21 protein-coding genes are annotated in these 26,365 nt (G+C 36.2%); 8 read left to right on the top strand and 13 right to left on the bottom strand.

Annotated elements, in window-relative coordinates; all coding sequences use genetic code 11:
• The first annotated feature begins 47 nt into the window (after positions 1 to 47).
• The 6 genes from ACWNCI_RS01825 to ACWNCI_RS01800 all read left to right on the top strand — a co-directional run bounded on the left by ACWNCI_RS01825 (position 48) and on the right by ACWNCI_RS01800 (position 10,440).
• Positions 48 to 1,736, top strand: a complete 1,689-nt coding sequence (locus tag ACWNCI_RS01825; protein ID WP_449386949.1) for a T9SS type A sorting domain-containing protein — start codon at positions 48 to 50, stop codon at positions 1,734 to 1,736.
• Between the two features lie 53 nt (positions 1,737 to 1,789).
• Positions 1,790 to 5,215 carry a hypothetical protein gene (locus ACWNCI_RS01820; protein WP_449386948.1) on the top strand — a complete coding sequence of 1,142 codons (3,426 nt, stop codon included), beginning with the start codon at positions 1,790 to 1,792 and terminating at the stop codon, positions 5,213 to 5,215.
• Positions 5,216 to 5,224: 9 nt separating this feature from the next.
• On the top strand, positions 5,225 to 8,737 hold the full coding sequence (locus tag ACWNCI_RS01815) for a DUF6443 domain-containing protein (RefSeq protein WP_449386947.1): 3,513 nt from the start codon (positions 5,225 to 5,227) through the stop codon (positions 8,735 to 8,737).
• Between the two features lie 309 nt (positions 8,738 to 9,046).
• Positions 9,047 to 9,328, top strand: coding sequence for a hypothetical protein (locus ACWNCI_RS01810; protein WP_449386946.1), 282 nt, complete (start codon positions 9,047 to 9,049; stop codon positions 9,326 to 9,328).
• A 4-nt stretch (positions 9,329 to 9,332) separates the two neighbouring features.
• Positions 9,333 to 9,647 carry an Imm53 family immunity protein gene (locus tag ACWNCI_RS01805; protein ID WP_449386945.1) on the top strand — a complete coding sequence of 105 codons (315 nt, stop codon included), beginning with the start codon at positions 9,333 to 9,335 and terminating at the stop codon, positions 9,645 to 9,647.
• Positions 9,648 to 9,975: 328 nt separating this feature from the next.
• The gene (locus ACWNCI_RS01800) at positions 9,976 to 10,440 is read left to right on the top strand and encodes a hypothetical protein (protein ID WP_449386944.1); all 465 of its coding nucleotides are present in this window, start codon (positions 9,976 to 9,978) and stop codon (positions 10,438 to 10,440) included.
• Here ACWNCI_RS01800 and ACWNCI_RS01795 read toward each other — a convergent pair.
• From ACWNCI_RS01795 to ACWNCI_RS01750, 10 genes are all read right to left on the bottom strand, one after another.
• Positions 10,433 to 11,344 (bottom strand): TIGR01777 family oxidoreductase, encoded by a 912-nt coding sequence (locus ACWNCI_RS01795; RefSeq protein ID WP_449386943.1) that lies wholly within the window; start codon positions 11,342 to 11,344, stop codon positions 10,433 to 10,435. The genes ACWNCI_RS01800 and ACWNCI_RS01795 overlap by 8 nt on opposite strands.
• Positions 11,345 to 11,446: 102 nt before the next feature.
• The gene (locus tag ACWNCI_RS01790; RefSeq protein ID WP_449386942.1) at positions 11,447 to 11,899 is read right to left on the bottom strand and encodes an SRPBCC family protein; all 453 of its coding nucleotides are present in this window, start codon (positions 11,897 to 11,899) and stop codon (positions 11,447 to 11,449) included.
• A 1-nt stretch (position 11,900) separates the two neighbouring features.
• Complete coding sequence (locus ACWNCI_RS01785; RefSeq protein ID WP_449386941.1) at positions 11,901 to 12,305, bottom strand: hypothetical protein; 405 nt, start codon at positions 12,303 to 12,305, stop codon at positions 11,901 to 11,903.
• Between the two features lie 77 nt (positions 12,306 to 12,382).
• Entirely contained in the window at positions 12,383 to 12,787 is a 405-nt protein-coding gene (locus ACWNCI_RS01780; protein ID WP_346985812.1) for a hypothetical protein, read from the bottom strand.
• A gap of 6 nt (positions 12,788 to 12,793) precedes the next feature.
• Positions 12,794 to 13,138, bottom strand: coding sequence for a hypothetical protein (locus ACWNCI_RS01775; protein WP_346985813.1), 345 nt, complete (start codon positions 13,136 to 13,138; stop codon positions 12,794 to 12,796).
• A 69-nt stretch (positions 13,139 to 13,207) separates the two neighbouring features.
• Positions 13,208 to 13,708 carry a GbsR/MarR family transcriptional regulator gene (locus ACWNCI_RS01770; protein ID WP_449386940.1) on the bottom strand — a complete coding sequence of 167 codons (501 nt, stop codon included), beginning with the start codon at positions 13,706 to 13,708 and terminating at the stop codon, positions 13,208 to 13,210.
• Between the two features lie 101 nt (positions 13,709 to 13,809).
• Positions 13,810 to 14,985 carry a TlpA family protein disulfide reductase gene (locus tag ACWNCI_RS01765; RefSeq protein ID WP_449386939.1) on the bottom strand — a complete coding sequence of 392 codons (1,176 nt, stop codon included), beginning with the start codon at positions 14,983 to 14,985 and terminating at the stop codon, positions 13,810 to 13,812.
• A 143-nt stretch (positions 14,986 to 15,128) separates the two neighbouring features.
• Entirely contained in the window at positions 15,129 to 17,105 is a 1,977-nt protein-coding gene (locus tag ACWNCI_RS01760) for a YfbK domain-containing protein (RefSeq protein WP_449386938.1), read from the bottom strand.
• Positions 17,106 to 17,243: 138 nt separating this feature from the next.
• Positions 17,244 to 18,350, bottom strand: coding sequence for a hypothetical protein (locus ACWNCI_RS01755; RefSeq protein WP_449386937.1), 1,107 nt, complete (start codon positions 18,348 to 18,350; stop codon positions 17,244 to 17,246).
• Between the two features lie 11 nt (positions 18,351 to 18,361).
• Positions 18,362 to 18,880 carry an RNA polymerase sigma factor gene (locus ACWNCI_RS01750; protein ID WP_346985819.1) on the bottom strand — a complete coding sequence of 173 codons (519 nt, stop codon included), beginning with the start codon at positions 18,878 to 18,880 and terminating at the stop codon, positions 18,362 to 18,364.
• 816 nt (positions 18,881 to 19,696) lie between these two features.
• Here ACWNCI_RS01750 and ACWNCI_RS01745 point away from each other — a divergent pair.
• A complete protein-coding gene (locus ACWNCI_RS01745) occupies positions 19,697 to 20,899 on the top strand; it encodes an aminopeptidase C (protein WP_449386936.1) in 1,203 nt (400 codons plus the stop codon).
• A 288-nt stretch (positions 20,900 to 21,187) separates the two neighbouring features.
• Here ACWNCI_RS01745 and ACWNCI_RS01740 read toward each other — a convergent pair whose 3' ends face one another.
• A complete protein-coding gene (locus ACWNCI_RS01740) occupies positions 21,188 to 22,249 on the bottom strand; it encodes an NADH:flavin oxidoreductase (RefSeq protein WP_449386935.1) in 1,062 nt (353 codons plus the stop codon).
• 265 nt (positions 22,250 to 22,514) lie between these two features.
• On the opposite strand from ACWNCI_RS01740, the gene ACWNCI_RS01735 reads away from it, so the two are divergent.
• Positions 22,515 to 22,904, top strand: a complete 390-nt coding sequence (locus ACWNCI_RS01735; protein WP_449386934.1) for a winged helix-turn-helix transcriptional regulator — start codon at positions 22,515 to 22,517, stop codon at positions 22,902 to 22,904.
• Between the two features lie 3 nt (positions 22,905 to 22,907).
• Here ACWNCI_RS01735 and ACWNCI_RS01730 read toward each other — a convergent pair whose 3' ends face one another.
• Positions 22,908 to 23,765: a DUF7003 family protein gene (locus tag ACWNCI_RS01730; protein WP_449386933.1), complete on the bottom strand. Its 858-nt coding sequence runs from the start codon at positions 23,763 to 23,765 to the stop codon at positions 22,908 to 22,910.
• An 82-nt stretch (positions 23,766 to 23,847) separates the two neighbouring features.
• Positions 23,848 to 26,280 (bottom strand): alpha-ketoacid dehydrogenase subunit alpha/beta, encoded by a 2,433-nt coding sequence (locus ACWNCI_RS01725; protein WP_449386932.1) that lies wholly within the window; start codon positions 26,278 to 26,280, stop codon positions 23,848 to 23,850.
• Between the last annotated feature and the right edge of the window lie 85 nt (positions 26,281 to 26,365).

Raw genomic sequence — 26,365 nt, 5'->3', positions numbered from 1 at the left:
CTTCATCACACAAAACAATAATCTTTAACTCTTTCAAAACACTACGTATGAAAAGATTCTACTCCGGTGCATTGTTTATATGCACGTTTCTGAGCGTTTCCGCTCAGGAAGTCATCTGGCAGAAAGACATCAAATCCTCCACACAGGATTTCCTTTCCCAGATTACCACCACCATCGATCAGCAATATCTGATAACCGGAAGCGGTATTAAGTCCAACAACAACCAACCGTCAACCATCAACCAAAAACAAAATAACGGTTACGATTTCCATTTGATAAAACTGAATCAGCAGGGTGAAGAGGTCTGGGAAAAGTATTTCTCGGGACAGAATCATGATTTTCTCTCGGCTACGGTAAATACCCAGGAAGGTGGTTTTTTGCTGGCTGGAACTTCTTTTTCCGGAAAAGGCCTGGATAAGAAAGAGGATTCCAAAGGAGGATCTGATATCTGGCTGATCAGGATTAATGAATTCGGGGATGAATTGTGGCAGAAAACGATTGGCGGCGCTTCAGATGAAGAGGCCAGAGCGGTAATCCAAACTACGGATATGGGATTTTTTGTGGCGGGGAATGTTGCCTTCGGCTCCGCTCAGGCAACAGGCCAATCAACGGATCCGCGTTCCCTGAGCGGAGCCGAAGGGAAGGGAACAGCAGGCTATGGTTCTAAAGATGTTCTGGTGGTACGGTTGGATAAAAACGGGAAGGAATTATCACACCTGGTTTTGGGCGGAAAAGGATTGGATGAGGTGGAGAAAATGATTCCGACAAAAGACGGCGGAGCTTTGCTGGGCGTGTATTCCAGAAGCGCATCCTCCCCCAGCCCCTCCAAAGGAGGGGAGCAAAACGCTTCAACCCAAAATTCAAAATCACTTTCCGGTTATGCAAAGTCTACCGAAAATTTCGGTGAAGGCGATTATTGGATCATCAAGCTGAATAAAGATGGGAAAGTTGAGTGGGAAAAGAATTTCGGTGGAAAAGGTGATGATCATTTAAGAACATTGGCTTTAACTTCTACAGGATACTTAATTGGAGGAGAATCAAGATCGGAAAGATCAGGAAATAAAACTGTAGGCATTGAAGAAGGAACAGATCTTTGGCTGATTTCACTGGATGAAAGAGGAGAAGAAATCTGGCAGAAATCTTACAATTTCAAGAACAGGGATGTGCTGATGGGGATGAACGTCGTTTACAATCGATCAACCGACAACCATCAACCATCAACCAAAGGCATTTTACTGGGCGGTTATACTCAAGCAGAAGGAAGGATTGAAAGTGACGATGAAACATTCTGGATGCTGTATTTAGATCAGAACGGAAATGAGCAGTGGAGAAAGCATGTGAAGGGGGAATCAAGGAAAAAAGAGGAGAGATTATCCGACATAAAACTGAACCGTGACGGATCGATTGTACTGGCCGGAACGAGTGCTGAAGAACTGGGGAAAGAGAACTGGAAGATTGTGAAGCTGGGAGACAAGCAGATTGACCAGCTGATCGAAAAGCAGGATATTAAGATCTACCCTAATCCGGTGAGTGATTATGCGTACGTAGAAATTGGATTTGACTTTAAAGAAGCGGATATTGTGTTGTATGACATGGGTGGAAGACAATTACAGAGCCTGAAAACCAAAAATAAAGTGACCAAAATTAATACACAGGCGCTGGTGCAGGGAGCGTACCTGGTGAGCGTGAAAACTAATGATAATAAAACAGCGAGTGCTAAACTGATTAAGAAATAACTATGAAAGTTAAAAAAATATTATCCCATTTTAAACAAAATATATTTAATCAAATGAGTCTGCGAATTTTCTTCATACTGTTTGCTATTGTTATTAATGGGCAAAGTCAGATGAATTATCAATTGCCGTCAATTGTTCCAGCGTCTCCAACAGCACAGAATTTTATGCGGTATGGTGAAATACCAGTGGATATGAGTACAGGAGTTCCTAAAATTGAAATACCGGTTTATACGATTGGTAATAAGAATGTTAACTTACCGATTTCTATTTCTTATCACGCATCGGGAATTAAAGTTTCAGATGTATCTTCTGAAGTAGGTATAGGTTGGGTGCTGAATGCAGGAGGGTTGGTCAGCCGTTCAATGCTTGATGTTTTAGATGAAGAGGGAAGTTCTGTTAAAACCTATGCCAGCGCTGAACAATTTCTTAGTGCTGTTCCCAATATTGTTTGGAGTAATTATAATCCGGGTTGTAATTCAGCTGGAGGCTCGCATACAATGGAAATGATTCTAAATACGAAGTTCAACAATGAAGATTTGATGAGTGACCGGTACTTTTACAAATTGTCCGATGGGACCTCAGGAATTTTTCGTTATAATTACCCGGCCAGAGATACTCTAATAACACTGCCTTACAAGCCATTCAAAATTGAACGAACAGTTAACGATCAATTTAAAATAACAGATGATAATGGTATTTTGTATACTTTTAAAAGATTTCAGGATTCAAGCTATGGGTCTTCTGAGTGGTTTCTTATTGAAGTAAGTTCTGCGGATGGCACTGAAAATATAAAATTAAATTATATACCCCAACAAGGAGCTACTAACGGATCCTCTATTAATGTGCTTCAAACACCTCAGCAATTTGTCAGTGGAAATAATTGTTATCCACAGGGACATGATGCATATCCAACTGATCATGCTGGCGGTACTGCTGGCGGAACTTATACAGTAGCATTATCTTCAATAGAAAGCGATGATGAAATTATAACTTTTTCGTATGCCGATCGTGAAGACTTTCAAGGACTAAAAAAACTAACTGAAATAAAAATAGCTTCTAAAAAAGAACCTAATGTAATCAGAAAAAAAGTAACTTTTAATCAATCTTATTTGGGGACCAAAGGTATTGGTTGGGGAATGGAAGCTGATAAAAGGTTGAAATTAAATTCTATGAGCATATTCGGTGAAAATGGCTCAGATCCGCAAACTCACACATTTACTTATGAAGAAAGCCAAATGTTGCCACCATATCTTTCAAGATCATATGATTTTTGGGGATATTATAATGGCAGCAATAATGGTACAGCAATCCCTGAAAATATGCTTCCTTCAAATTATCAGGGCCATGGATACGGAGGAAACAGAATGGCTGACAATGGCACTTTTGCAAAAGCATGTATGCTTAAAGAAATTAAATATCCTACTGGTGGAAAAACTAAATTTGAATTTGACAGGGCTTATGTAGATGGCTTGTATTCCGGCTCCTCTAACACTTCAGGATTTATAGGAGGGTTAAGAGTTTCCAAAATTACTAACTATTCAAAAGATGATGAAATAGCGGAAATCAAATCTTACCAATATGAATCGCCAAAATTTAATAAAATAGATACAGAATTTTACAGTTATCTGCAATGGTATTTAGATAATGAAGGAGACTTAATGGTAAATGGAAACTGTATTTTTGCATGTTGGGAATATTATAATCGAATTATTGTCAATTCAAGTCCTGTTGTCCCCCATGATTTAACACCGGGAATGCCTATTGCTTATGGAAAGGTTTATGAATATAGAGGTATGGTGAATAATAATACAGGTTATACAGAATATTCTTATTCTAATCCGGATAATTATTCCTATACAACTTTTATAAGGGAGCTTCATCCCTTCCAGGAAGATGTAGGGAATTATGAACCTAAGCTGGAGTATAAGGTAGTAAAAGATAACGCAGGAAATAAAGTAAGTGAAGAATGGTATAATTATTCAGATCACTTTATTAAAAACTTTAAAACCGGAATCAATGTGACCAGAACTCTTACTGATTTAGCATGGTATAAAAATGTTGATCTAAGCACTTGGGGATGTATTGGTTGTATAGACCATTATATTCAATCTATCAAAGCAAGTAATACACTTGCTCATCAGAAAGCCCGCCTGTTAGATTCATCGAAAAAAAGAACTTATGACAGATTGAATCCTAATAAATTTGTTGCAGATTCTATACACTATGCTTATAATCAACATAATTTAAAAATTAAAGAAGTAACAACGATCAATAGCAAAGGTGAAAACATACTGATTCAGTATAAATATCCTTATGATTTTTCTTCTTCCCAGCCCTATCAGAGTATGTTAGCTAAGAATATATTATCGCCGGTGGTTGAACAGAATATCAGCAATACCACTTTAAACAAGCAAATCCAGAAAGCCCAGACCTCCTATAAAGATTGGGGAAATAACATCATAGAGCCTGAAACTATAAAAGGACAAATGGATGTGACAACTCCTCTGGAAAATAGGATCCGATATCTGTCGTATGATGATAAAGCCAATCCGTTAACGATAAAAAAAGAAGATGGCGACCCGCTGACTTACCTGTGGGGATACAATAAATCATTGCCTATCGCAGCAGTAGAAAATGCTAAATATGTATCAGCAATACTAAGTGATAACAAAAATGTCTCTTATTCAGCCTTGGTGATACCAATGGGTAGTACAGTGTATGAGTTGGGAAGTTTTACTATTACAGAACAAAAAAACTATAAAATAGCCAGGACATATGAAAGGTACCCAGAGAATACATCTGTTATGTACCAAATTACATTTGAAAACATCAATAACAGTAGCGGTACAGTATCCTTTACCGATTCAACACCTTCTAATGGAAACTTTTATACGTTTACAACGCCTTCAATTAATCTTAAGCCTGGTACATATAAAGTTAAACTTACAAATATCGGCTATAATGGCTATCAGGGACAGATCGAAAACAATTTTAATTTTAGTGTTGAAAGTACTGTTGAAGCCTCGATACCTTTTCATACCAGTTTTGAAGAAGAAACCGTCAACATCAGCAATACTTATGCTCTTACCGGAAAAGTTTCCCACACAGGAGAGTATGTAGTCAACTTACCATCAAATAGTCTTGGTTATGATAAAGTAATTGTTTCGTATTGGGGAAAATCAGGAGCTTCTACACCTTGGCAATACGTTGAAAATACCGTTACTTTAGGAAATGGACAGAATTATTTAATAGGATCAAATTTCGCTTATATAGATGAGGTTAGGGTATATCCTGTTGGTGCGCTAATGACCACATATACGTATGATCTATTTCATAAGGGACAAACCAGTATCATGAAACCCAACGGTCAAACCGAATACTATGATTATGATGCCTTTGGAAGACTTAAGGAGGTTTACATTATAGAAGGAAATGTAAAGAAAACGGTTAGAACTACTAATTATCACTATAAGCCATAAAACCAAATTATGAAGAAAATAATCATTCCTGTCAGTGCATCGTTTATAGCAGGTGTTTTAACTGCCCAGACATCCCCCACTTCTACAGAAAACTACATTTATAGCAAAACTTATTTATCAGATCCTTCGCTCCCTGGAACAGCAAAAACTTCTGAAACTGTTCAATATTTTGATGGACTGGGAAGACCTAATCAGACCATAAATATTAAAGCGTCTCCATCCGGAAAAGATCTAGTCACTATAATTCCCTATGATCAGTTTGGAAGACAGACCGATTCATGGCTCCCGACTCCGATGCCGACCCTGAACGGCGCTATTCAACAAGGTGTTAATAGTGCTGCACAATCTTTTTATGGAGATAATATTACTTTTTCGCATAAAGTATTGGAGGCTTCTCCATTAGACCGTGTTTTGTCACAGGCGCAACCTGGAACGTCCTGGCAGGGGCATAATATAGGATACGAATATGGTGTAAATGATGCACAGGATGTAAAAAAATATATCGCGACATTCGATTACTCAAACGCTCAATCCAGCTTATCCGTTGCAGGAATGTATGATGTATCCAAGCTGTATAAAAACACCATTACAGATGAAGATGGCAACCAGACTATTGAATTTAAAAATGGAGAGGGGCAGGTATTGTTAGTCAGAAAAATGCTTAGTGCCACAGAAAAAGCCGATACGTATTATGTGTACAATGAATACAACCAGCTGGCTTTTGTTATTCCTCCTCTGGCATCTCTTGCCGCTAATCCCAATACGATCCTTTCGGATCTTTGCTACCAGTATAAGTACGATGGCAGAAATCGGTTAGTGGAAAAGAAACTTCCGGGAAAAGGCTGGGAATATATGGTGTATGATAAACAGGACCGGCTGGTGATGACTCAGGATGCCAATATGGGAAGTTCAAAGCAGTGGCTTTTCACCAAATACGATCAGTTTGGCAGGGTAGCATATACGGGGTTTTATACAAGCACTCAAAATTATGGAAGTGCGGGAAGAGCATCGGAACAGGCGAATGTCGATTCTAAGGGAAGCAATAATGTAATGCGTACTACAGCGATTGGTTTTAACAACAGTGGCGTAGATGTGTATTATGATAATGCTGCTTCCGGCAGTTATCCCAATACTATTACCAAGCTTTTAAGTATTAATTATTACGACACTTATCCAGGGTATAGCTTCAATCCTGCTTTTCCAACAACGATTTTAGGAGAAGCAACGATAACTGATACTCCGACCACAGAAGGATTAAGTACCAAAAGCCTTTCGGTAATGAGCCTTGTTAAAAATATTGAGGACAATAACTGGACGAAAAACTACACCTATTACGATAAAAAAGGAAGAAGTATTGGAAGCTACTCAATCAACCATTTGGGAGGTCGAACAAAAGTAGAATCCAGGCTGGATTTTGCAGGAGTAGTTCAGCAAAGCATTACTACTCATAAGAGACTTGATACCGATACTGATAAAGTCATCACCGAAAACTTCACCTATGATCAGCAGAATCGATTATTAACCCATACTCATCAAGTAGGTTCAGCAACTGCTGAAATATTGGCACAGAATACATATAATGACCTCTCACAGCTTTCTAATAAAAAAGTTGGTGGTAGCTCTCCTTCCACACCGCTTCAGGATATCAGCTACAGCTATAATATAAGAGGCTGGATGACTAAGATTAATGATCCGGCTAATCTTAATGGAAAACTGTTCGGATATAGTATTAAATATGAACAGCCACAGACTACCGGCTGGACACCAAGATACAACGGAAATATTTCTGAAGTCGATTGGCAAACATCTCAGGATGGGACACAGCGCAGATATGTGTATATGTATGATGCTCTTAATCGTCTTACAGGGGGGTATTATCAGGAACCTAATTCGACAGTTATTTGGACTGGCTATTATAATGAATATTATCATTATGATCTAAATGGTAATATAACGACACTTAACAGGTTTTCAAAGCCAAGTTCAGGTACCATTCCTGAGGAGATTGATAATTTGGTGTACAATTATACAGGCAATCGACTGGATAAGATCACCCTACCTTCGGGAGTTATTAATAATTCCTCGGGTTATAATGCACTACAAAACACCATTACCTATGATCTCAATGGAAATATGACAATTCACCCGGATAAAGGAATCAGTGCAATTACTTATAATTATCTCAATCTTCCTTCAAGAATTACAAGTGGAAGTAAAAAAGTAGGTTCTGAAGTTAATTATCTTTACAGAGCCGATGGAACTAAAATAAGAAAATCGTCAACTAATCTTGTTACATCTGCAACAACAGACTATCTGGATGGATTTCAGTATCTTAAAAATGATTCTTTTTTTATATGTTTAGACTGTCCGCCACCACCGCCTGTGCAGGAGCTTCAATTTGTACCAACTTCGGAGGGGTATTATGATTTTGTGAAAAATAAGTATATTTACAACTATGTTGACCATTTAGGAAATGTGCGTTTAAGTTATTTCAACAATGGAAGCAGCATAGAAGTTCTTGAAGAAAACAATTATTATCCGTTTGGGTTGAAGCATGAAGGGTATAATGCGTTGGCAGGAAATTCTGCGTATCAATACAAGTACAATGGCAAGGAACTTCAGACAGAAACCGGAATGTATGATTATGGAGCAAGGTTTTATATGCCGGACTTAGGAAGATGGGGTGTTGTGGATCCAAAAGCAGAATTATTAGAAAGTTCATCCCCTTATGTTTATGCTCTTAATAGTCCTATCCTTTATATAGACAAAGATGGTGAACTTCCAATATTAATTAATGGTAGAGTTTCAGAGGGAGATATAGATAGAGCAAGTCCAAGTTATTGGACTCAAGCTATAATCAATACAATAAAAGGTTCTGGAATCCCTAATCCTGGAGGTCAATTTCATTTTGTAGACGGAGATAGATATGCTCAACAAGATTTTTCTGGAAATTGGAGTATACAAAAGGGAAATTATTTTTTAGGAAACACGCCTGAAAATAGAATACAAGCAGGTAGAATGGCTATGAATAATACTGAATTCCAAAGTATTTTATCTAAACTTGCAAAAGATCCTAAAACAGGTAAAATCATAGAAAAAATTCAGATATACACTCACAGCAGAGGAGCTGCCTTTGGTCAAGGTTATACAGAGCGTTTAGTTCAAATGATAAAAGAAAATGCAGCTTTATTTGCAGATCCTGATAATGAAGTTGAATTCTCATATAATATGGCTCCTCATCAATCTGGAAGGTTGAAAGCTGTTGATGGAGTGGATACCTATACATTAGATCACAATCACGATGGATTATCCGGAAATGATATGAAAGGTGCGAAAGGTGCTTTCAGTTCCAATGAAAGGGTTAATGGTTTTTTTGGGGCACATGATATATCTTCATTTCAAAAAGATTTAAAAGCATTTACATCAGCGGTTTTACAAGGAGGCACAAATCAACAAATTATTAATAATTTTGTACAAGAAATGAAGAAAAAGTATAATATAACTGTAACTGTTAGTCAATAATTAATATGAAATCACTATTAAAATTTTATCTTTTAAATATATTGTTATTATTGATCTTTATAATTATTTGGTATTTTTCCTGTTTTTTATTAGGATATGCAAGTAATAGTCAAAAGCACCAGTTTAAAATTTGGATGCTTTATTTCACAACTATTCTATTACATTTTATTTTAGCTGGAATAATAATAAAAAGAAATTTTAAAGATTTAAATATTTTTCATTTAATAGTAAATGTTTTACTATATGCACTTGCTACAATATATCTCTATAACAATACTTAAGAACCTCGATCTCGCGTATTTGTAATCTGTGACAGTAATAAAGAACCCAACGCAATTGCGGTGGGTTACTGCAATTGGTGACCATACAGTTATTAATGAGAGAGGTTCAACTACTTATAGGGTTAATCAAAATAATCCAAATAAAAATAGTAAAGGTGTTGGCTTTGAAACAGTTAAAAGAGTTGATTATAAAGGAGCCGCACATATTGATAAAAAAACAGGTGTCAAAACAGAAACTCCACATGTACAGGAGAATGGAGGGGTTCGCCCAGCTATCCCAGGAGTAGATATGCCTAAAAAAAATCCATAATAATATGATAGATTGGTTACAAAAATGGTTTAAAGAGCAAACTGATGGTAATTGGGAACATGAAGTTATTATAAAAATCGAATCTATAGATAATCCAGGATGGAGTATAGAAATTGATTTAATGAAAAGCGACATCATCCCAATTGAATGGAGGTTATTTGAAATTTCTGATGACAATTGGTTAGGATATAAGTTTGAAGACAATATCTTCTATATTGCAGGAGATGCTAGTAAATTAGACTTATCAATAAGGGTGTTTCAAGAATTTATCGAAAAAGGTTCTATCGAAGAAAACTTCATTTTAGAAAGGATGCAATAAATGCTGATCTCTCGGCTTTTTAATCTGTGAGCAATAATAAAGAACCCACTGCAATGCGGTGGGTTTAAAAATTTTGAAAATAATAAGTATATTTACAATTATGTAGATCATTTGGGAAATACAAGGTTGAGTTATTTTCATAATGGCAGCAGCATAGAAGTTCTTGAATAAAACAATTACTATCCTTTTTAGATTGGAACACAAGGGAAGCTAAGATACTGAATAACAAATAATTAAATATAAACCAAGGTATCTCATGCAAGGTTGATGTAGTGAAATCCTTTAGATTAAACTTCCAGCATCAGTCAATTTACAAAAAAATTAAATCATGATAATAACAGAAATCGAACAACAAACCATGGATGTAGATTGGTTTATCACTGATAGTGAACATATAGGATTTATGGCTTCAGCAGGTGGTAAATTACCAGAATCTGTTGCCAGATCTAAAGAAAACAATGAAATTTTATATGGATTTTTTAGAAGTTTGCCTGAAATATCCGAAGTAGTGATCAATCCAAAATTAGACAGTATATTGATTAAAATATTTGGTTCAGGGGTTAATAAAAGATATTTAGAAGACTATGTATTTATGACAAAAAAAGGACTATATTCTTTTGATAAAACGTATCCAAATAATTTCTCAGATCCACATTACCACTTAGTGGCGAGTCCAGAGATTCCATTAAAATTAAAAAAACTGCCACAGAATATAGTTGACATACTTGGTCAGACTTGCTATAATAATAACCTGGTAAATGTTGATAAAATAAACATTTCGGAAATCAATTAATACTTCTGGGTGATAATAAATCCCTAAAAACTCTTTCAATATCCGGATACGAAAACCTAAAACCATTTTGCATTAACTTTTCCGGATAAACATTTCTGCTTTTTAATAATAATTCGGTTTCGGTTTTCAAAAATAGGGAAGCAAATTCCAACTGCCAGACAGGAACATTTAATCCAAATGGAATCTTCATTGCTTTCCTCATTTTTTTCATGAAAGCATCATTCGATAAAGGATTAGGCGCAGTGACATTTATACAACCTGAAATATTTTCGTGGTCAATGATAAACTCAACAACCTTACAGAAATCATGAATATGGATCCAGCTTACATTTTGGTTTCCTCTACCCTGCTTTCCGCCCAGACCTAACCTCGTAATCATTTTAAGTTTTGGAAAGGCCCCGCCGTTATTTCCTAATACGATGGAAGTCCGCAAAGTAACTTTTCTTACATTTTCTATTTCCTGTTTGAAAAATTCTTTTTCCCAGCTTTTACAGATATTCATCGAAAAATCATCGCCTATAATTCCATTTTCCTCAGTATTCAGATGAGTTTCCGAGTGAATATAAATTGTTGCCGAACTGGCATTCAGCCAAACTTTAGGTTTATTGATGCATTGATCAACAGCTTTTTGAAGAATTTTTGTACTGTTGACTCTTGAATCATAAATTTCCTTTTTGTTTTTGTCAGTATATCTGCAATCGACTGACTTTCCTGCCAGGTTGATTAAAACATCTGCATTTTCAAAAAGATTTTTCCATTCTCCTAAAGTGTTGCCATCCCAATGATATTCATTTGATCGATTTGGATTTCGGGTGAGGATAATAACCTCATGACCTTTATTTGCAAAATATGTTTCAAGATTTTTCCCGAGAAATCCGGTTCCGGCAGCGATGATTATTTTCATGATATTATGGTTGATGGTTAATGGTTAACTGTTGATGGTTGATAATTGTTTGTTCAACTTGATCGTATTAAATAATACAAATTTCAGCTGATAGTAGACTATTTAATTAATTTCTGCGGTTTCCTTAATTAATTTATTTCGATCTAAAAGAAAATTCCTCATATAATTTTTAAGAAATAATCTATTAAAAATTCTGCCTATAATTCCAAGAGGTGATTCGAATTCAAAAATATCAATCATGAGTATATTTTTATCTTTGTGTTTAAAAATATGCTGATGTTTCATTGATTTAAAAGCCCCTTTCTGCATAACATCAGTAAATTGATACGGTTTTTCCATACTAACAATTTTTATGGTTAAAGTCTGATAAACACCCAAATGTTCTGCCTTCCATGTCACAGATTCTCCTTCTTCAATAAGTCCCGAAATTCTTCCTGCAATTGCTGTCTCATTAGTTTTGGAAGTTGATTTCTGATGCAAATCAATGTCTCTTGCCAAATCAAAAACTTTATAGATATCAGCTTTGATTATTGTTTCTAAATAAATTGTTACCATATCAATTGTCTTTTAATTCTAGTTTTTCTTTATCATAAAAACTGATAATCAAAGATTGTAAGATCAGGACAGGTGATAGAATGATCCATGAAAGCGGCATCCAGTCAATAAAATCACAATAAAAATCTAAATTTAAAAAACGGCGCAGAACGAAAAACAGAAAAGTAATAACCACATAACTGGAAACAAAAATATAAACTGTTCTGGATTGCGTTCGAGGATAATGTTTCTTGTAAAATTTTAACAGATTCAAAGTGTACTGAACGAACGCGATAAGAAAAAATTCAATTAGTATCACCGTAAAACCAGAATCAATTTCAATTATTAATGCCATTAATAATGTTGCTATAAAAAGAAGGATTACCGTCTGCTGGATCCGTAAATCATATTTTAGTAAAATTTTCATGGCTACTAGTTTAAAGGTTTAAAAAATCTCCTCTTGTTCTTTTGTTTTGTAGTTTGAATGTGAAATACATCCAGATTTTAAATATGAGTGTTTTCATTTCTGATTTGTTTTTCTTTGTTGATGGCATGTTTGCGGCCTTTTAGAAAAAGAAGAAGATTGAGAAGCATCATTATTCCGAGATAAATTGAAAATTTACCAATCTTTTCGCTCATATCTACTACGAGACTTTCAAGAGTTTCTATTCTGTAAAACTCAATAATGCAGAGCGCAAAGCCTATATTCAGGAGATAAAACCCTATTTTGAACAATGAATTCGTTGCCATGGCAATGTCCTCTTTCTGATGAAAAATGTCAATCATAAAAGTTTTTGAATTCCTAAATAGAAACTGCGATACAAAAACAGTAAGCGTTATTACGATAGGTAAATAAATCATGTAAGCTGAAAAATTGTACGTTGCGGTGGTTAAGATGGTTGCTGTCATAATAGTTTATTTTAGAGTTAAATTTTTTCTTAAAACATAGAGAGTAAAAATGTTGAGGTAATGCAGAACACAAAGAATCAGCATAATATTTCCAACACGAATTGCCGTTACCGTAAGCAACTGCTCAATAGATTCTACCCTGTTCCAGCTCGTAAGGCTGATCGCGATATACCCAAGATTGATCAGATAATAGCAACCTAAAAGTATTCTGTTGATCGTGAGACAAAGATCTGTATCATGAATAAGATATTCCAGATACGGCTTTCCTGCATGATAGCATCTTCTTCCGACATCTATGGTAATATAAAAGCTGGCTGCCAGAAAGATGATATATGAAACAATATTAAACATCTTGTAATTTTTATATTTTCAGTAATTTTTGAAAGTTTAACTGAAATAAAAAAGGATCATTGTCCCTTTCTATTTCAATAAGCTGGTAATTTTGCCGACCAGCCAGTGATCGTCGCTTTTTATGGCCAGATCCATAATGCTAAATACTTTCCCGGTTACGCTCTCCATTTCTTCCAATAAAGCAGTAAACTTCTGTGCATCTTCTGTTTTTTCATCAATATTTTTCAATTCGGAGATTGAATTTAAAACCGGTTCGATTTCTCTTTTCTTACGCTCTTTTACCAGCTGTTTAAACAAATACCACATATCTCTTTCCGCTACAAAATATTCCTTCCGGTCACCCTTCACAAGCTCTTTTCTTACCAACCCCCAATCCATTAAATTCCGGATATTCATATTGACATTCCCTCTTGAGACAGAAAGTTTCTCCATCACTTCATCTGTAGAAAGCGGTTTTCCTTCAGCTAAAAGCAAAGCATGAACTTGTGCCATCGTTCTGTTGATTCCCCAATTGGTTGCCAACGTTCCCCAGGTCTGAATATATTTTTCTTTTGCTTCTGAAAGTTGCATTTTGTTACTTTTTAATTTCTGATACAAATATAATTAAATATTTTGAACTTTCAATAATTTTTGAAAATTAAATAATTAATTTCTATCAGTAAAAACAATACTTATAAATTTTTACGAATCAAAGCATCCAGAACCGACATATCCAAACCTCCGGAATAAATCACACTACCCTGTTTATCAATGAGTACGACCTGTGGAAATGCGGATATCCCGTAGTTTTTACCTACGGCTGCATCGCCAAGCAAAACCGTATAGTTTACTTTCTGCCGATGTACAAACTGATTGATGGCCTGCTGACTGTCCGTTGTATTGATACCCCATATTTTTAAGCCTGAAAGCCTGTACTTCGTATTTAGTGTATTGAGTTCAGGAACAGCATTAATACAGTAGCTGCAGTTCTTGATCCAGAATTCCAGCAATACCGGATGTCCCCGGAAGTTACTCAGGCTTACTTTTTCTCCGGTATCATTTTGGATCAGGGTGAAATCCGGGGCGGGTGAGCCGACACTAATAGGCGTTACCAATTCCTTTTTCACTTCTTTGTAGTCTTTCAGGTAGGTTGAATAATACCAGCTTTTCTCTTCTGGAGTCACCGGATCAAGCTTAATATCGGAGAAATCCGTCCTGTTGATGTCCCTGCTTCCTTCTTTAAGCTGAATATAACTCACCGGCAGGAAACTTTTCTTATCAACAATTATCTTATTATGAAATATTATTTTTTGCGTAGTTTTTTTAAACGCCAACCCAAGGTAATCAGGATACATATTCTGGGTTTGAAAGCTAAGAAGGTAAAATGTTTTTTTTCCGATTAAAGTATCTTTAACCTGCTTCACCATATTTCTGTCTGCAATAACGGTCGGTAGCATATTCCTCATTGTAATCATGGAGTTGTACAGTGCAGACAGCCCCTCAAAATCCGAAATCTTAAGTTTGGTACTAATCTGAATGGTCCGGTCTTCTTCAGACGTTTCAAAAAGTTCAGCATTATTGAATACGGAAAAGCCGGTTTCGTCCTTATACTGATACCGGAATCCTGTAAGATCATTTTCTTTGCTGAAATCAATATACATTTCACCCTCCGATTTGCTGTGATAATCTTCTGCAGGATAGATAAATTCTCTTGTATAGTGATAGGAGATTGTCTTTACAAATTGTAATTTTTCAGAAAATTTTCTGAAAACTTTAAGTGTGTTTTCCGGAGTTCCGGCACTGAGTCCCGGACCAATAAATGCAAATGCCGGAATTATAAGCCTGAACAGATAACTGAAATTTTTCATGATATGTTTTTAACACCCTTAAAAGTACAAAAACCTACCCTATCACAGATAAAAAAGATACATTTTTCCCGAATGATTCTACAAATACTGTTCTTAAAAAAAAGCAGACATTTTTTACAACGCCTGCTCCACCTAACTTATATTTACTTATGAAAACCTCTATACTTATGAACCATATCGACAAATTCTGCTCTGTAACCTTCCGTATCTTTTCCCGTATTCTGTTTTGCAAGACTTTCGATATCTGTTAAACTTTTTTTCTTAATTAATTTTGAATCTCTTAACACCAGGCCAAACCATGCTACAGCGGAAGCAAATTTAAAATCGGTGCTTACATTCGGAGTATCTGAATGCTTTATAGTCTCAACAATTTCCGAACTTTTCGATCCCCTCGGTTTCTTATATCTGAACTTTATCGTTCCCAATTCATCACCAAATTTTTGTGTAGTCGAAGTTGCCGAATACTTAAGTTTACTCTGCTTTGGTGAAAATCCGGAATGAATATCTGCCGGAATGATTTCATACAATGCCGTTACAGTATGCCCGCTACCCAATTCTCCGGCATCGATTTTATCATTTTCAAAATCTTCATTTCTTAATTTCCTGTTTTCATATCCTATTAACCGGTAAGATTTTACATATTTAGGATTAAATTCAATCTGAATTTTTACATCTTTTGCAATCGTATAAATATTTCCTGCAAACTCTCTTCCCAGAAACTTATTGGCCTCCTGCAGATTGTCGATGTAGGCATAATTCCCGTTCCCTTTATCCGCCAGGGTTTCCATTCTGTTGTCTTTATAATTTCCCATTCCGTAGCCAAGACAGGTAAGGAAAACTCCCGATTTTCTTTTCTCTTCAATTAAACTTTCAAGATCTCCTTTGGAAGACACCCCAACATTGAAATCTCCATCTGTAGCCAAAACGACACGGTTATTTCCTGCTTTTATAAAATTTTCCTGAGCCAGTTTGTAAGCCAGCTCGATCCCCGCTCCGCCGGCAGTACTTCCTCCTGCCTGCAGCTGATCAAGCGCTTTTATTATTTTTCCTTTTTCAGCAACGGAAGTCGGAGACAAAACAACACCTGCGCTTCCCGCATACACAACGATCGCAACGTTATCTATGGGTCTTAGCTGATCCAGCAAAATCTTTAATGAAGATCTTAGCAGCGGAAGCTTATTTTCTTCTTCCATAGAACCCGAGGTATCAATCAGAAATACAATATTGGATGGAGGGAGATTATTCATAGGAATATTTTTTCCTTTCAATCCTATTTTAAGCAGTTTATGATTGGGATTCCAGGGTGCCTGATCCAGTTCGGTATTGATAGAAAAAGGTCGGTTACTTTTGGGCTGAGGATAATTATACTTAAAGTAATTAATCATTTCCTCGATTCTCACAGCATTTTTATCAACCTCTCCATATCCAATCATTCTTCTGACATTGGAATAGGAAGCGTTGTCCACATCAATAGAAAATGTTGACAACGGTTGGTTCTTAGTCAGCTCAAAAGGATTCTCCACCAATGCATCATACTCTTCATGATCATAATCAATATATTTCTTTGCCGCTTTTTTTACTGTTTTCTTACTAAACCGTTTATTGTTATATGACTTTCCTACATACGGTCTGAATGAAGATTCAATTTCCATGGCCACCATCGTTTTCGGTTTCGGACAGCCATTATATTCCGGAAGTCCGGGAACGGTAGGACAGGCATCATCTTTATCCAGAATACCGTCGCCATCTGTATCCGGCCACGGGCAGCCGTTATTTTCTGCGGGTCCTGCAACAGTCGGGCAGGCATCGTCTTTATCTGTAACACCGTCTCCGTCTGTATCCGGCCACGGACAACCTTTATTTTCAACAGGCCCTGCAACATCTTTACACTGGTCATCCTTATCTGGAATACCGTCATTATCCATATCCGGCCACGGACAGCCTTTATTTTCAATAGGTCCTGCTGTGTCAGGACATTTGTCGCGGCTGTTTCTGATACCATCCTGATCCTTATCTTTTTCAACGCTGAACTTTTTTATTTCCTTTGATGCTGAAATAGTTTTTGTTTTACATCCTGCCAATAAAGCTATTGCAAATATCGTTGCACCTATTTTTTTCATATTGTTACTTTAAATTTAAACTTCTTATACAAAAGATTCATTTTATCGAGAAGGTTGCACTTTATCAGAAGAAAAAAAGAAACTTCCGTAGAAGTTTCTTATAAGATTTATATTGAAAGAATATTAGTTTTCAAATGGTTAAGGTTTATTTTCAGTTATATTCTCATTAAGAAGTTTTTTCAGTTTTTTCTTTTCTTTTCTGGAAATAGATTGGGTAATGACCACAATTACACCATTACGGGTTTTCTCTCCGGAAAATAAAAATGCTGCCCTATCACCTTTCAAGACAATTACCTCATCAATCTTTTTGGAATCTAAAGTTCTGAAAGTTTCCATATCAGAAACCTTACCGTCAATAACAACCATCGGGTTCTGATTCGTCTGAGCTGTTCCCCGGATACTAATGGAGCCCTCTGCCTTATTTGATCTTTCCGATTCAACATTGGTATGTAATCCCGGAGTGATTTTAAACCTACTCGTATCTGCTTTTTCAGCTAAGCGGTTTTCTGTAACAGGATTAAATGCTAACGGTTTTTGTGCTTTTGTGTAGACTTTATTATAAGATTTAATTTCCGTTTCTTTTTCTTTAAGATTGAATGCAAGATTTGAATAAGAGGATTCTGCAGTATCTCCCACCGTATTAAAACCGGAAACTTTCTGGCTTGAAGCCATGGCATTCATCGAAGCTTTTTCTTTTTTTATCCCTATGGCAATCACTTCTTCGATATTCTGACGTCTTAAACTATCCATCGCCATTATCTTTTGTTCCGCAGCCTGTGCAACCTCCTGATGAGATGCTATGGGAGTGCTCATTTCAGACATCGGAGAATACGAAAGAGCTGTCTTTTTTGGAGATGCCTGATACGCTATTATTTTTTCTGAAGATGCAGGTAAGGTTTTGTTTTTAATATTCATCTTTACCATACTGTCAATCTTCTGCACAGATGCTGAAGGTTCAGCGGAAATATCCTCCCGAATACTCGTATTGGTTGTGATTACCTCATGTTCCGTTTCCTTATTTTCCTTTTCATGAGTAAAATAGAAAATCCCGGATACCATCAATAAGCTGGCAGCAATCCCGTAAGGGATCCAAACCGGAATAATTTTCCGTTTCTTCTCTTCCTTTTTGTCCAGTCTTTCCTCAACCTTCGCCCAAACTTTGTCAAACCCGGGAAAAGTCGCAGGTTCTTCCAAATTCTTAGAAGCTTCATTAAAAGTTTTATCGATATCGTGATTATTTTCCATTGTTGTCAAGTTTAAATGTTTTGATTCACCAGAAGTTCCTGAAGTTTTTTTCTTGCGAAATTGAGCTGTGATTTTGAGGTTCCTTCACTGATAGAAAGCATCACTGCAATTTCTTTGTGAGGATAGCCTTCGATGGCAAAAAGATTAAAGATAGCCCTGCACCCTTCCGGCAGAAAGTTCAGGAGACTGAGGATATCCTTTTCAAAAGAAATATTTTCAATTGCCGTATCGGTAAAACTTACATGATTCTCTTCCAGCGAAATATGCAGCTTTTTCGTAGCCCTAAGCTTCTGCAGACATTCATTGACGGCAATTTTTCTGGCCCACGCTTCAAAAACATCCGGCTGATGAAGCTGATCTATTTTAGTAAAGATCTTATAAAAAGTGTCGGCCAGAACTTCTTCGATATCTTCGTCGTTTTTCAGATAGCGTTTGCAAACCGAGTACAGTTTTCCTGCCATCTTTTCGTAGACTTTCCGCTGCGCATTGCGGTCATTCCGCTGACATTCCAATAATAGCTCTCGTTCCATACATCAGGATTTATATCTACATAGATGCAGAAGATTGTAAAAAGGTTGGAAACATAGTAAACTTTTTTTAAAAATAAACCTATTTAAACTAAAATTTGATGCATTACTCAACTTTCTTTTATGCTTTTTATAATCAAAGTTTCTTATCTTTTTATGATAATGAGAGGAAGCAAAAGAAAAAAGTCCTTTCAAGCTGGTTTGTGCTTTTTTTAACGCAAAGTTGCTATCCCTTATGCATATGATAGGAGCAAAGAAAGGATTAGCAAGCTGATCTGATTAAGCGTATGCATCATACGTATGCTTAATCAGCGGCTTTGCCGCCATACTTTACTTTCTTAAAAATAAACAGAATGATGATCAAACTTTGCGTTAATATTATTAAGTTGAAAGATAACAGATTTATTGTAAGTCTTTTCCAGCTGGTTTTATTTTAATAAATAGAATGTTTAAACTAATAAAAAGTTTTATGCGCTTATCAAAGCTTTCAAAAGAACAAAAATCAAAGATTTTTAAAAACTATTGTTAGCTTTTTCTTTATAAAAACTGCTTAAGATAGAATATCATTTACATTAAAAAAAACAATGCTTTGTCCGAAATATTTATGGCTTTGTCAAAAGTATATAAAGCATCCTCTAAAATATATGAGCCTTCCGCCAAAGTATATAAAGCATCGGAAAAAATAGATATAACATCGGCAATGAAAATTTTACCAATCTCTTTATCTTTTCATAAAAAACCATAAACAGATTTAACCTTTTCGCCTGTAACAAATCTTTACTATGAACGACTATTCGTATAAATAATCTTTTTACAGTAATGAAAAATACCAGATTTGTATCATTACTTTTTGTTTTGTCTGCAGGAAGTATGATGTTTGCTCAGGATGACTTAATCAACAAGTTAAAAAACAATCAGTCTCAAAATGCCAATTTCCAGTTCACCACGTTGAAAGACGTTGGAGCTACTTCAGTTAAAAACCAGGGTTCTTCAGGAACGTGCTGGAGCTATTCGGGAAACTCTTTCCTTGAATCTGAAATGCAGAGAATGGGTAAAAAACCTGTTGATCTCGCTGAAATTTTTACTGCGAGAAATTCTTACCACGATAAAGCGAAATTATATGTTTTAAACAACGGAGCGATCAGCTGGGGCGACGGTGGAGAATTGCATGATGTGATCAATATGTACAAAAAATACGGAGCCGTTCCTCAGGATGCCTATACAGGATTGAAGCAGGGACAGACAACGAATAATTTCTCTGAAATGCAGGGTAAATTAAAACCTGTTTTAGACAGTCTTGTTCAGGCTGGAGCTAAAGGAAAGCTTACCGACAACTGGATGTCTTCCGTAGATGCTATTCTGGATCAATATTTAGGAAAAGTTCCTTCCAATTTTACCTATGAAGGAAAATCTTACACTCCTCAAACATTTGCAAAAGAAGTCGTAGGAATTAATCCTGAAGATTATGTAGAAATTTCTTCTTACAAAGATTATCCATATTATCAGAAATTCGTAGTGCCAATTCCTGACAACTGGAGCCATGATTCTGACTGGAATGTACCGATGAAAGACCTGACTGCCATTGTTGATAATGCCGTAAATAAAGGATATTCCGTTGGTTGGGCTACCGATGTTTCTGAGCCGTATTTCTCTTACAAAAACGGTGTTGCCTATGTTCCTGACATGAATCTGGATGAGATCAACAAAGACAACAAAGGAACCCTATTCACGGAGCCTAAAAAAGATAAAACCATCACGGAAGATATGCGTCAGCAGGCTTTGAATAATCTTTCTACTACCGACGACCATGGAATGCACATCGTAGGTCTGGCAAAAGACCAAAGCGGAAAAGAATATTATATGGTGAAAAACTCATGGGGCGTAACGAATGATTTCGAAGGGTATATCTATGTGACAAGACCTTATGTTGAGTATAAATCAACAGCAATTCTGGTTCATAAAGATGCGCTTCCAAAAAGCATCAAAAAACAATTAAAACCAACCAAAAATATTGGCTTGTAAATGATCCACTTTTGTCATGTTTAAATGACAATTTTAGATATTTTAATCTGTTAAAAAAACCGTTTTCAAATTTGAAAACGGTTTTATTTTTTAACCAGAATATTGCAGCTTTTGCAAACAATGAAAAACCGCCTCAGAAAATCTCTGAAGCGGTTTTGTGAAAAAATTTAAATAGGTAATCAAGATATGTAAATAATCAACAGTGAATTTTACTTTGCAGTGAATAGTTGATTGTCAGTTCAGAAATAAAATCGACAGCAAAGCAGCTTCATTATTGACCATTAACTTTTAATATAATACCCCAAGACTTTCTGCTGAAAAATCAAGCAATGCTTCGGTATTTTGCTCTTTAATTTTCTTTACCCATTCCGGATCCTGAAGGATGGCGCGGCCAACCGCAACGAGATCAAAGTCACCCCTTTCCAGTCTGCGTGTTAGTTCTGTTAGATCCTCTTTTTCAGTTCCCTGTCCTGAAAAGGAACCTGTGACATCTCCTTTAAGACCGACAGATCCTACTGTAATCGTAGGCTGTCCTGTTATTTTTTTTGCCCAGCCTGCGAAATTCAGATCAGAGCCTTCAAATTCCGCTTCCCAGAATCTTCGCTGCGAACAGTGGAAAATATCAACACCTGCTTCTTTTAACGGCAATAGCCACTCTTCCATTTCTTCCGGAGTACTCGCCAATTTTGTCGAATAGTCCTGTTGTTTCCATTGAGAAAGACGGATAATGATCGTAAAATCCGCTTCTACTGAAGCTCTGATGGCTTTTACAACATCTACAGCAAACCGGCTTCTTTCCTTAATGGTTTTTCCACCGTATTCATCTGTTCTGGTATTGGTAACCTCCCAGAAAAACTGATCAATAAGATACCCATGCGCTCCGTGAATTTCCAGCACATCAAATCCAAGATCTTTAGCCGATTTTGCAGAAGCTGCAAACTGAGCAATCGTATCCTGAATATCTTCCAATGTCATCGTTGAAGCTTTTTCCATATCCTCCAAAGGATAATCTGGCGTACTTCTCGTATCTCCTACATGCCAGATCTGGGGTCCCATTTTTCCACCATTTTCATGTACAGCATCAATCACATTTTTCCATCCGTTCAATGCTTCAGTGCCATAAAAATCAGGGATATTCTGCATATTTTTTGAAGCCGGCCTGTTGATGACTGTTCCTTCAGAAATAATTAATCCAACTTCAGCAGCTGCTCTTCTTGCATAATAATCTGCAATCTGCTGCGTTGGAACTCCGTTATCCGATTGTGCTCTCGTCATCGGAGCCATTACGATTCTATTTTTTAGTTCTAAATTCTTGTATTTAAAAGGTTCAAATAATGATTCTGTGCTCATCTTTAACTTACTATTTTATAATTGTTACACAAAGTAACTAATAATAGTTCGCATTTGTATCTCTAAAAGAAAAAAAGTGGTAACTTTGCGGTAACTGATGATGGTAACGTGGAGGTAACGGTAAGGCTGAGGTAGAGGTTGAGAGGCTTATAGTACCCTCTTATAAGTAGAACGACTTTGTGAAACTTAAAAACAGTCAGTAGTTAAAAAATCCTTGTGAACTTCGTGTTCAGAAAAAGACGAGCAAAAATAGAAATAAACCTTTATGAAAAAGAACGAATTAATGCAATACAGCTGTCCGTTGGGCAAAGCAATGTCTGCCTTGGGAAGCAAATGGAAACCGATCATTGTTTTGGTTATTAAAGACCGGAAATTACGTTTCGGTGAGCTTGCAGTACGCATTAATGTTATTTCCAGAAAAGTTCTTACCGATCAGCTCCGGGAAATGGAATCCGACGGACTGGTAATTCGTGAAGAATTTAAAGAAATCCCACCTAGGGTAGAATATTCACTTACGGAGAAAGGCTTGGCATTGTTACCCATTTTGTATCAATTGGAAGAATGGGAAATGAAATATCATGTTTATGATCCGGAAAAAGAGAAGGCTTGTAAAACGATTTTGGAAAAGAAAAAGGTAAAAAAGGCGATTGTTTAAATTTTATAAATTTCCAGATTCCCAATTTTTCCAGCTATTATTAGATTTCAGAGTTGGTTTCCAATAAGAAGTGTCTTTTGTTACCAAAATTTTAGAAATAAGCACATAAATTTCTTGTTTACTTGGTAAAAGATTTGGATTATAATGAAATTCATCAATCACCATTAATTTTTTAAGATCTTTAGGAATATGTTTTTTGATTTCATCTTCTGATGCTGAAACTAAAATAGGATTTGTTTCGTGGTAAAACCTTATTAAATCTCCAAAACCAATTAATTTTTTTGGATTGTTATAATCTTTTATATTTATTCCAACTTTTTCATAATCTTTATAATTTTTATTAAATGGAACTAATTTACCGCGAACTCTTATTTCTTTGACATTATTTGCAATGAGTTCAAAATTTTCTGCATCACTAGAACCATTTTTATTTTCAATCCTTTCATACTCATTACTATCGATCAATATAATATTACTTGCATTTGAAATATAATTCCTATCCGGAAATTCGTCTACGGGATAATCAATGCAATTACCAATATAGTCAAGTTCGATCTCGGCCCTCGTTGCTCTATTTTGATAACCGCTCTTTTCAAAAACAATTGCCCATCGATTTTCATCAGCATATAAGTGAATTCTGCTTCCTGCGGTTTCGAAATATCCGTGTTCCAAATCGAGAAAAAAATTATATTTAATATCTTGTGACCGAACTTTAGGATAATATTCACTAGGTTCTTGCTTATAAGCTAAATCTAATTGTTTTAAAATTTCATTTTCAGTATAAATCATCTGAGATTCTCTGGTTTGCTTATTATAAAAAATCAGGGTAAATAAAATTGTCAAAACTGATATTAATCTCATAAACTCCAATTGTTGTAAGAACTAATTTAGTAAAAAAACCGCCTCCAAAGAAGCGGTTTCAAAATTTATCTAAAAGTTCCAGTTAAAATATCGCAGGATATTTCTGAGGATTTGTTTCATTAAACAGGGCGTAGATTTTCTCTACCATATCATCTGCAGACGGCTTACTGAAATAATCTCCATCACTGGCGTACGCCGGTCTGTGATCATTGGCAGAAATCGTCAACGGATCAGAATCTAAAAATCTGAATGCTTTTTGTTTTTCTAAAATCTGCTGAAGAATAAATGCTGAAGTTCCGCCTTCCACATCTTCATCAATGACAACCAATCGGTTGGTTTTCTGTACAGATTCAGCGATTTCATGGGTCAAATCAAAAGGAATTAATGACTGAACATCAATAACTTCCGCAGAAATTCCCAGTTTTTCCAATTCTTCTGCTGCTTCCATGACAATTCTCCAGGTAGAACCGTACGTCACCAAAGTAACATCTTTTCCTTCTTTTGTCACCTCGATTTTTCCTACAGGAACTGTGAATTCACCTAAATTATCAGGTTGTTTTTCTTTTAATCGGTAACCATTTAAACATTCAACAATTACCGCAGGATCGTCGCTCTGAAGCATGGTATTGTAGAATCCGGCAGCTTTTGTAAGGTTTCTCGGAACCAATACTAGAATTCCTTTAGAAAGATTTAGAATCCCCGCCATCGGAGACCCTGAATGCCATACCCCTTCCAGCCTGTGACCTCTCGTTCTGATGATAACAGGCGCTTTCTGACCTCCTTTTGTTCTGTATTGAACCGTTGCCAGATCATCGCTCATTCCTTGTAAACAGTACAAGATATAATCTAAATATTGGATTTCGGCGATCGGTCTTAAACCTCTCATCGCCATACCGATTCCCTGTCCTAAGATCGTCGCTTCACGGATTCCCGTATCGGCAACACGAACATCACCGTATTTTTCCTGCATTCCTTCAAGCCCCTGGTTTACGTCACCGATATTTCCGGCATCTTCACCAAATACTAAGGTTTCAGGATATTTTTCGAAAATCTTGTCGAAATTATTTCGTACCACTACTCTTCCGTCTACATCTTCAGAATTTTCAGAATAGATTGGTTTGATTTCTTTTACGTTTTCAGCTTTCCACTGAGACTGAGAATACAAATGAGATGAGTAATTATCCTTTTCCACCTCAAAAATCTCGTTGTATTTCTGCATCAGTTCATTTCTTTCCACTGAATTTGTACCTCTAGTTGCCAATAAAGACCTTCTCACCAGATGAAAAACATCTTTCTTCGCTTTAGAAACCAATTTATTAAACTGACTGATATATTGTTCAATTTCAGTATGCTGACCTTTAAGATTTTCAACTAAAGGTAAAACGACATGAACTAAATCTGTAATTGTTTTCTGATAATTTTCCCAGGCAGCTTTCTGCCCGGCTTTCACCGTTCTTTTAGCCTCTTCATCGATCGCGTCAAGTTCTTCAGCAGTTGCCAGAACTTCTTCATGACCGTCAATTTCAATAGAATAATTTAAAATCCATTCTTTGAATTTAAGCAAACCATCGAATTGAGATTCCCAGGCGAGACGTTCTTCATTTTTATATCTCTCGTGAGATCCTGAAGTAGAATGCCCCTGAGGCTGTGTAACTTCTATAACGTGTACCACTACTGGAACACTTTCAACTCTCGCAAACTGCTCTGCTCTGGCGTAGGCATCCAGCAATGAAGGATAATCCCAAGCCTTAACCTGAATAATTTCACATCCCTGGAATTCACCTTCCTTTCTCTGGAAACCGCTCAGCATTTCTGCAATATCGGCTTTGGCTCTTTGCTTCATGGTAGGAACTGAAATTCCGTAGCCATCATCCCAGATTGAAACAATCATCGGAACCTGAAGCGCGCAGGCGGCATTCAATGTTTCCCAGAAGTGACCTTCCGCAGTAGAAGCATCACCAATCGTTCCGAAAGCAATTTCACTACCTTCTTTTGAGAATTTTTCTGAACCGTCAAATTTTACGGTTTTGTATATTTTGGAAGCTTGTGCCAATCCTAATAACCTTGGCATTTGCCCGGCAGTCGGAGAAATATCTGAAGAAATATTTTTCTGGGCCGTTAAATCTTTCCAGCTTCCGTCTTCATTTAAACTTCTTGTTGCGAAGTGTCCATTCATCTGTCTTCCCGCAGAAGCAGGCTCTCTTTCAACACTTGTATCAGCATACAGCTGAGCAAAGAAACTTTCAACAGTTAATGCATTAACAGCTAATGCAAAGGTCTGATCTCTGTAATATCCCGAACGGAAGTCTCCATTTTTGAAAACTTTCGCCATTGCAAGCTGAGGAAGTTCCTTACCATCCCCAAAAATACCAAATTTAGCTTTTCCCGTAAGAACTTCTCTTCTGCCTAGATAAGACATTTCGCGAGAAACCCTTCCTAACTTATAATCTCCAAGTATTTGATTTTTAAAGTCTTGAAAGGAAATTTGCTGTGTTTCAATATAGGTTGTCTGCATAGCCCGATAAAAAATTTTATAATTCTTGAAGTATTTTGCTAATATACACTTTTTAAATTAATTTTAATTTTTAATAATCTTTTTT

It is taken from the genome of Chryseobacterium lineare, from assembly GCF_977014045.1.
This window is presented reverse-complemented; position numbering and strand designations above follow the sequence as displayed.

Bases quoted from the DNA above. Each gene is read 5' to 3' on its own strand.
- ACWNCI_RS01825 (WP_449386949.1), top strand. From the start codon at position 48: ATGAAAAGATTCTACTCCGGTGCATTGTTTATATGCACGTTTCTGAGC.
- ACWNCI_RS01820 (WP_449386948.1), top strand. From the start codon at position 1,790: ATGAGTCTGCGAATTTTCTTCATACTGTTTGCTATTGTTATTAATGGG.
- ACWNCI_RS01815 (WP_449386947.1), top strand. From the start codon at position 5,225: ATGAAGAAAATAATCATTCCTGTCAGTGCATCGTTTATAGCAGGTGTT.
- ACWNCI_RS01805 (WP_449386945.1), top strand. From the start codon at position 9,333: ATGATAGATTGGTTACAAAAATGGTTTAAAGAGCAAACTGATGGTAAT.
- ACWNCI_RS01800 (WP_449386944.1), top strand. From the start codon at position 9,976: ATGATAATAACAGAAATCGAACAACAAACCATGGATGTAGATTGGTTT.
- ACWNCI_RS01795 (WP_449386943.1), bottom strand. From the start codon at position 11,344: ATGAAAATAATCATCGCTGCCGGAACCGGATTTCTCGGGAAAAATCTT.
- ACWNCI_RS01790 (WP_449386942.1), bottom strand. From the start codon at position 11,899: ATGGTAACAATTTATTTAGAAACAATAATCAAAGCTGATATCTATAAA.
- ACWNCI_RS01785 (WP_449386941.1), bottom strand. From the start codon at position 12,305: ATGAAAATTTTACTAAAATATGATTTACGGATCCAGCAGACGGTAATC.
- ACWNCI_RS01780 (WP_346985812.1), bottom strand. From the start codon at position 12,787: ATGACAGCAACCATCTTAACCACCGCAACGTACAATTTTTCAGCTTAC.
- ACWNCI_RS01775 (WP_346985813.1), bottom strand. From the start codon at position 13,138: ATGTTTAATATTGTTTCATATATCATCTTTCTGGCAGCCAGCTTTTAT.
- ACWNCI_RS01770 (WP_449386940.1), bottom strand. From the start codon at position 13,708: ATGCAACTTTCAGAAGCAAAAGAAAAATATATTCAGACCTGGGGAACG.
- ACWNCI_RS01765 (WP_449386939.1), bottom strand. From the start codon at position 14,985: ATGAAAAATTTCAGTTATCTGTTCAGGCTTATAATTCCGGCATTTGCA.
- ACWNCI_RS01760 (WP_449386938.1), bottom strand. From the start codon at position 17,105: ATGAAAAAAATAGGTGCAACGATATTTGCAATAGCTTTATTGGCAGGA.
- ACWNCI_RS01755 (WP_449386937.1), bottom strand. From the start codon at position 18,350: ATGGAAAATAATCACGATATCGATAAAACTTTTAATGAAGCTTCTAAG.
- ACWNCI_RS01750 (WP_346985819.1), bottom strand. From the start codon at position 18,880: ATGGAACGAGAGCTATTATTGGAATGTCAGCGGAATGACCGCAATGCG.
- ACWNCI_RS01745 (WP_449386936.1), top strand. From the start codon at position 19,697: ATGAAAAATACCAGATTTGTATCATTACTTTTTGTTTTGTCTGCAGGA.
- ACWNCI_RS01740 (WP_449386935.1), bottom strand. From the start codon at position 22,249: ATGAGCACAGAATCATTATTTGAACCTTTTAAATACAAGAATTTAGAA.
- ACWNCI_RS01735 (WP_449386934.1), top strand. From the start codon at position 22,515: ATGAAAAAGAACGAATTAATGCAATACAGCTGTCCGTTGGGCAAAGCA.
- ACWNCI_RS01730 (WP_449386933.1), bottom strand. From the start codon at position 23,765: ATGAGATTAATATCAGTTTTGACAATTTTATTTACCCTGATTTTTTAT.
- ACWNCI_RS01725 (WP_449386932.1), bottom strand. From the start codon at position 26,280: ATGCAGACAACCTATATTGAAACACAGCAAATTTCCTTTCAAGACTTT.